This is a genomic window from Pseudomonas sp. N40(2020), from assembly GCF_014472415.1.
Taxonomy (GTDB): domain Bacteria; phylum Pseudomonadota; class Gammaproteobacteria; order Pseudomonadales; family Pseudomonadaceae; genus Aquipseudomonas.
This window is the reverse complement of record NZ_JACSZV010000022.1, coordinates 92883-98981: the sequence shown is the minus strand read 5'-3', so window position 1 is coordinate 98981 and position 6099 is coordinate 92883. Positions and strand designations below refer to the sequence as shown.

Below are 6099 nucleotides of genomic sequence, written 5' to 3'. Positions count from 1 at the left end.
GCCGCAGGCTGCGATCTTTTGACTTTGTTTTTCAAGAACGAGATCAAAAGATCGCAGCCTGCGGCAGCGCCTACAGGGGCTTCTTTGTTTCTGGCTGAACCGTTTCTTGTGCAAAAAGTGCCAGATACTGGCCGACTAGTGGCCTTGCGCTAGGCTTTGCGATGGCTATGCTGACACCTAACTAACCATGTCGACCGTAATGTCACTGTCGGTCGGTTAGTCCGTGATTCATGCTGCCAGAGTGCGCAACCCGAGGCACCGACACTGAACCAACAAGGAGCGTCGTTTAAATGGAAGTTCTTCAACGCGTTAGGGCTGGCCCGCGTGCGGGCTATCAAGAGAAGGATGTCTTGATTAGAACGTCGCTGCATGGACGCTCCGATTAATCATCATTTGTCACCTGACAACTTCCTCCTGTGGAGGAGTGCGTGTGCCTGTTCTTCGGAACGTAGTGGTGGATTCTGAAAGACCTGAACTTTCATCAAATCAAAAATCCGCGCGGAAGGTGATACAACCATGTTCAACCTACATCACAAGGCTGACCTGCAGGAAATCGAGCGATTCAGCTGTGCTCTGACCGAGACCAACGCCAAGCTGGATGCGATCAGCCGTTCAATGGCAATGATCGAGTTCACGCCCGAGGGCATCGTTCTGGATGCCAACGAAAACTTCTGCAAGACCATGGGTTATGGCGCCGAGGAAGTTCGCGGCAAGCATCATCGAATCTTTTGTGAAGAAGCGTTTTACCGCAGCGAGGAGTACGCCAAATTGTGGCGCGATCTGGCCCGTGGCGAACCCATCGGCGGAACGTTTCTGCGTCTGAACAAGAGTGGCAAAGAGGTCTGGCTCGAAGCCAGTTACATGCCGGTGTATGGCCCGGACAAGCAAGTCAGAAGTGTGATCAAAGTCGCCGCCGACATTACCGTGCGGATCAACAAGGAACACGAAGAGGAAAGCATGCTGGCGGCGATCGGCCGCGCCATGGCGGTGATTGAGTTCACTCCGGAAGGCAATGTGATTACTGCCAACGAAAACTTCCTGAAGACCATGCAGTACTCGCTCAACGAAATCGTCGGCCACCACCACAGTCTGTTTTGCCATCGCGCCGATGCCGAATCAGCGCAGTACAAAGCATTCTGGGCCTCACTCAATCGCGGCGAATATCACTCGCACCGTTTCGAACGCAAGAACAAGTCCGGGCAGATGGTGTATCTGGAAGCCTCGTATAACCCCCTGTTCGATGCCAAGGGCCGGTTGTACAAAGTGGTGAAGTTCGCCAGTGATATCACCCATCAGATGACCACCCTGCAAAACGCCGCGGAATCGGCCCACAGCACATCGGTACAAAACGACGCGTGTGCGCAAAAAGGCTCACAGGTTGTGCAGCAAACGGTGCAGATCATTCAGGACATTTCCCGCGATCTCAACGAAGCGGCGGTGAGCATCGATGCGGTCAGCAAGCAGTCGGACATCATTGGCACCATCGTTCAGACCATTCGCGGCATCGCCGATCAGACCAACCTGCTGGCGCTCAACGCCGCCATCGAAGCAGCGCGGGCCGGGGAGCATGGACGCGGCTTTGCCGTGGTCGCCGATGAGGTGCGCAGTTTGGCGGCCCGCACCAGTCAGGCAACCCTGGAAATTGTCGAAGTGGTGCGCAAGAACCACGACTTGTCGTTGAGCGCCGTGTCGAGCATGCAATCGAGTCTGAGCCGCACCGGGCTCGGGGTGGAACTGGCGAACGAGGCGGGGGAGGTGATCCTGGAAATTCAACAGGGTTCGCGGCATGTGGTGGATGCGATCAGCCAGTTCAATGAGACGTTGCAGTTGAACTAGCAGCGCATGACAACTGCAGGAGCTGTCGAGTAAAACGAAGCTGCGATCTTTTGATCCTGATCTTTAAACCAAGATCAAAAGATCGCAGCGTACCGCAGCTCCAGCATTGGTTCTTATGCTGCCTTGAGATCAGAGCGCAGCGAGAAACTTGTCGGCCAGTTTGTCGCTGTCCTTGACGTCGTTGACGTTCTCTTTCTCCGACTGCGCCAGTTGCATCTTGTCCTGCAAGCGCTGGGCGATCTCTTTGCCGATGGCCAGTTGTTTCTCCGGCGGCATGTTCTTGATGTCTTCTTCGGTGATGCCCAAGTCCTTGAGGATACTGTCGCGCAGACGCTGTTCCGGCGTCTTGCTCATGTAGTCCTTGAACTCGTCGGTGGCGGAACCGGTGGCTTTGGTCGCATCCGAAGTATCGGTGGTTTGCAGGCCGACGCGGGTCTTGGCGAACGCTTCGTCGACGTTGTCGCTGATGCGCGTGGCTTCGCTGACTTGCTGAGTGGCAATCTGCGTGGCCGAGTCCTGCACCTTGGCGGTGGCGTCGCTGTTTTGCGTCTGCACCTGGTTTTGCAGCGTTTGCAACATCGCGCCGTGCAGGCCGCCTTGCAGACCGGCAGCCGCTGTGGCGGTCGCGTCTTCTGCCAACCGCTTGGGCAGCGGCAGCATTTCCATTTGTTTGGCACTGACCAACATGATGAATTGACCTGTAGTTATGACTGACCGCCATACAGGAGCAATTACCGTGCCTGACCAATAAAGCCTTTTATTTCAGAGAGTTGTTGGATTCAGGCGATTGAGAAAACGGTCATCCTTTGCCGATGAGCGGCAGTGGGTGACCGCCAAGCGTCAGCGATGGGCAATCCTCTCCAGCGCCAGATTCGTGTGCACGGCCAGTGCGGCGAATCGGGCAGACGCTTGCGCGGCCACCCGATAAACCAAATTATGAATTAGCGATTTATGCCGCAGCGGCAGAATCCGGCAGCGCCGAGGCCGGCAAGCCGAATACCCGATCAAACAGCCAGTTGAAGGCAAACGTATAGCAAGGGATGAAGATGATTAGCGCCAGATCCAGCAGAAACGCCTGTACCAGGCTGATGTTCATCCACCACGCGATCAACGGAATCAGGAACACGATCAACGTCAGTTGAAAACCGACGGCATGGGCGATGCGTCGCTTGACTGTGCGGGTACGCGACTTCTGCCGACTTTCCCAGTGTTCAAACAGCGAGGTGTAGATGAAATTCCAGGTCACGGCGATGGTGGTGATGATCACCGCCAATGGCCCGGTGCTGCCCGGCGAGGTGCCGGACAACAAGGCCAGACCAAGGGCAGAGAAGGTCATGCCGATTACTTCGTAGAGCGACACATAGACCAGTTTGCGTTTGACGCCTTGCATGCAGATTTGCCTCTTATTTCAGATTCGATGGCCAGCGGGACTGGCGGAGGCGGCGAAAGATAGCTTCAATAGAGCTGACAGAAAAAGTCAGTAGCTTTCAGTTTTATTGATAGGTGGGGAATTGAACTTCAACAGTGACAGCATCGAACTGTTTCTCGCCGTGATCGAGCGCGGCTCCTTTTCCGCCGCCGCCCGGGTGTTGGGCAAAGTCCCGTCAGCGGTAAGCATGGGCATCGGCAACCTTGAGGCCGAACTGGGTTATCAACTGTTCGACCGCAGCCATCGCGAACCGCAACCGACGGCGATGGCGATGTCGCTGGTGCCTCACGCGCGGTTGATCGCCGAACAGCTCAAGCAACTGCAAGTACACGCGGTGGAATTGTCGCTGGGGCTGGAGAGCAAATTGTCGATCGGCGTGGTGGCGGACATTGATCGCCGACGTTTGCTGGCGGCAATCAAGGTGATCGCCGAGCGTCATCCGCTGCTCGACATCGAAGTGCTGACCGCGCCGCAGGATGACGTGCTGGCGATGTTGCACAGCGGTCGGGTCAGTGTGTGCCTGGCGTTCGCCGGACTGAGCGTGAACGTGCTCGAGCGTTTTCAGTTTGTCGGCAACGAACGAATGATCGCCACGCTGGCGGCGGACAGTCCGTTGTTGCAGGGCCAGGATCTGTTTCTTGAAGACCTGGTGCATGTGCGGCAGATCTTCGTCGCCAGCCGTGATTTGTCGATCAGCGAAACCCGGCCATTGGTGGCTGAGTCCTGTTGGCGAACCGACAGTCTGGAAACGGCGATGGAGATGGTCGAGGCGGGATTGGGCTGGGGCAACTTTCCGTTGTCGGTGGTGCAGTCGCGGCTGGATTCGGGGCGCCTGAAACGCCTGAATTTTCGCAACATCGAAAACGGCCTGGTGTTGCCGGTGCATGCGGTGTGGCTCAAGAGCCAGCCGTTGCAGAAGGGCGCGTTGGCGCTGGTTGAATTGCTCGGCCACTGACCCAATGATCGTTCCCTCGTGGAGCGTGGGAACGATCAGCAAGGGAAGGGTGGTGTCAGGTACTTTCGCGGATCTTCAGTTCGAAGCCCATGTCTTCCTCTGGCCGCGCCACGCTGTTGCCCGCCATCAAGGTCAACATCTGCTCCGCCGCCCGCCGGCCAATCGCCTCTCGCGGGGTATTGATGCTGCTCAGACGCGGCACCATGTGCTCGGACATTGGCAAGTCGTTGAAGCCCAGAATCGCCACTTGCTCGGGAATCTTGATGCCATTGCGCAGCGCCTCAAGCAAAGCACCCTGCGCCAGGTCGTCGTTACCAAAGAAGATCGCATCGACATCCGGATGCGCTGCCAGCAATTGCAGAAACAACTCCCCGCCTAAGCCAACAGAGGAGGAGCGCGGTGTCAGCACTTCCAGATCCGGATCGTAGCGCCCGGCCTTCTGCAACGCTTTGCGAAAACCTTCGCCACGCAACAAGGTGCGCTGATCAAGCTGTGCGCCGATGTACGCCAGACGCTTGCGTCCACGAGAGAGCAAATGCTCGGCGGCAGTTTCACCAGCGCTGAGCTGCGAGAAGCCGACGCAGTTCACGCCAGCGGCGCTGTCCAGTTCCATCATGTACACGCAGGGAATGTTGCTCGCTTCGATCATCCGCCGCGAACTTTCAGTGCGATCAAACCCGGTCAGCAGAAAGCCTCGCGGCTGATAGGCCATGTAGTTGCGCAGCAGGTTTTCTTCTTCATCGCGCGAGTAGTGGAAGTTGCCGATCAGCACTTCGAAGCCCTTGGGCGTCAACACCCGATGAATGGCTTCCAGCGTGTCGATGAACAACAGGTTGGATAACGAAGGCACCAAAACCACCACCGAATGGCTCTGGGCAGAGGCGAGGGCACGGGCGGCGGGGTTGACCACGTAGTTGAGTTCGAGCGCAGCTTTCTGGACTTTCTCCACCAGCTCAGTGGCCACGGTGCTGACGCCGCGCAAGGCGCGGGAGGCGGTAATCGGGCTGACGCCGGCCAGGCGGGCAACTTCATTGAGGGTGGGACGGCCGGTGGTGCGGGTATTTTTATCGTTTTTAGAGGTGGTCATCGGGCGGCTTGCCAAACAAAAATCAAGGCACTAAGGTAGCGCTGTCCTGATGCAGCTGCAAATGCGTAAGCGAGGTCCTGCCTGATCTTCGCTTTTTGGCGTTGGGAACAAACCTGCTGCAACCCAAAAAAACGACAAGAAGGCGTCGGCAACTTCTACCTGTGCACTAGAGTCATAGCTAGCAAAGGTAGCGCTGTCTGCGCGCTGAGGTGTTATATGAGTCATCCCATCACCGCCCTGGTCATCATGGGCGTTGCCGGTTGCGGCAAGACGTGCGTCAGCGAGGCCCTGTGCCAATTGAGCGGCGCCACTGCCATTGAAGGCGATACTTTTCATCCGGCCGCGAACATCGAAAAGATGAGCGCGGGGATCCCCCTGAACGACGACGACCGCGCCGGCTGGCTCGACAGCCTGTGCGATGAATTGCGTCGCGTCGATGCCTCGGGCCAGCGCCCGGTGCTGACCTGCTCGGCCCTCAAACACAGTTACCGCGAAGTGCTGCGCAGTGCCTTGCCGGGCCTGGGCTTCGTGTTCCTGGAACTGACGCCTGAAGTGGCCGCCGAGCGTGTATCCCACCGCCCGGGCCATTTCATGCCGGCCACGTTGATCGAAAGCCAGTTCGCCACCCTCGAATCGCCCAAGGGCGAGCCGTTGACCCTGGCGTTGAATGCATCGATCCACAGCGTTGAAGAACTGGCTGAACAAGCTCACGTCTGGTGGCAGGCCAACGGCCTGAAACAGGCGGTATGAGTGTGTCCATGCAGATAGCGCTGTCCTCACGACTTCTGATTA

Annotated in this window: 6 protein-coding genes and 1 pseudogene; 4 read left to right on the top strand and 3 right to left on the bottom strand. The window is 57.4% G+C overall.

Annotated features, from left to right (window positions below; translation table 11 throughout):
* Window positions 1-516: 516 nt before the first annotated feature.
* Window positions 517-1293 (top strand): annotated as a pseudogene (locus IAI51_RS28285) (PAS domain-containing protein); the annotation flags it as partial.
* Between the two features lie 3 nt (window positions 1294-1296).
* Window positions 1297-1836, top strand: a complete 540-nt coding sequence (locus IAI51_RS28280) for a methyl-accepting chemotaxis protein (protein ID WP_224787096.1) — start codon at window positions 1297-1299, stop codon at window positions 1834-1836.
* Between the two features lie 129 nt (window positions 1837-1965).
* Here IAI51_RS28280 and IAI51_RS15955 read toward each other — a convergent pair whose 3' ends face one another.
* Together IAI51_RS15955 and IAI51_RS15950 are read right to left on the bottom strand one after the other, a co-directional pair.
* A complete protein-coding gene (locus tag IAI51_RS15955) occupies window positions 1966-2523 on the bottom strand; it encodes a hypothetical protein (protein WP_187679339.1) in 558 nt (185 codons plus the stop codon).
* 262 nt (window positions 2524-2785) lie between these two features.
* Entirely contained in the window at window positions 2786-3226 is a 441-nt protein-coding gene (locus IAI51_RS15950; RefSeq protein WP_123588708.1) for a PACE efflux transporter, read from the bottom strand.
* Between the two features lie 121 nt (window positions 3227-3347).
* Between IAI51_RS15950 and IAI51_RS15945 the strand changes: the two genes are divergently transcribed.
* Entirely contained in the window at window positions 3348-4220 is an 873-nt protein-coding gene (locus IAI51_RS15945; RefSeq protein WP_187679338.1) for a LysR family transcriptional regulator, read from the top strand.
* 55 nt (window positions 4221-4275) lie between these two features.
* Here the strand turns inward: IAI51_RS15945 and IAI51_RS15940 are convergent, their stop codons facing one another.
* Complete coding sequence (locus IAI51_RS15940; protein ID WP_187679337.1) at window positions 4276-5307, bottom strand: LacI family DNA-binding transcriptional regulator; 1032 nt, start codon at window positions 5305-5307, stop codon at window positions 4276-4278.
* A gap of 216 nt (window positions 5308-5523) precedes the next feature.
* Between IAI51_RS15940 and IAI51_RS15935 the strand changes: the two genes are divergently transcribed.
* Window positions 5524-6057, top strand: coding sequence for a gluconokinase (locus IAI51_RS15935; protein WP_187679336.1), 534 nt, complete (start codon window positions 5524-5526; stop codon window positions 6055-6057).
* Window positions 6058-6099 lie beyond the last annotated feature (42 nt).

Excerpts from the sequence above, each read along its gene's own strand:
- IAI51_RS15940 (WP_187679337.1), bottom strand. The coding sequence starts at position 5,307 with ATGACCACCTCTAAAAACGATAAAAATACCCGCACCACCGGCCGTCCC.
- IAI51_RS15935 (WP_187679336.1), top strand. The coding sequence starts at position 5,524 with ATGAGTCATCCCATCACCGCCCTGGTCATCATGGGCGTTGCCGGTTGC.
- IAI51_RS15950 (WP_123588708.1), bottom strand. The coding sequence starts at position 3,226 with ATGCAAGGCGTCAAACGCAAACTGGTCTATGTGTCGCTCTACGAAGTA.
- IAI51_RS28280 (WP_224787096.1), top strand. The coding sequence starts at position 1,297 with ATGACCACCCTGCAAAACGCCGCGGAATCGGCCCACAGCACATCGGTA.
- IAI51_RS15955 (WP_187679339.1), bottom strand. The coding sequence starts at position 2,523 with ATGTTGGTCAGTGCCAAACAAATGGAAATGCTGCCGCTGCCCAAGCGG.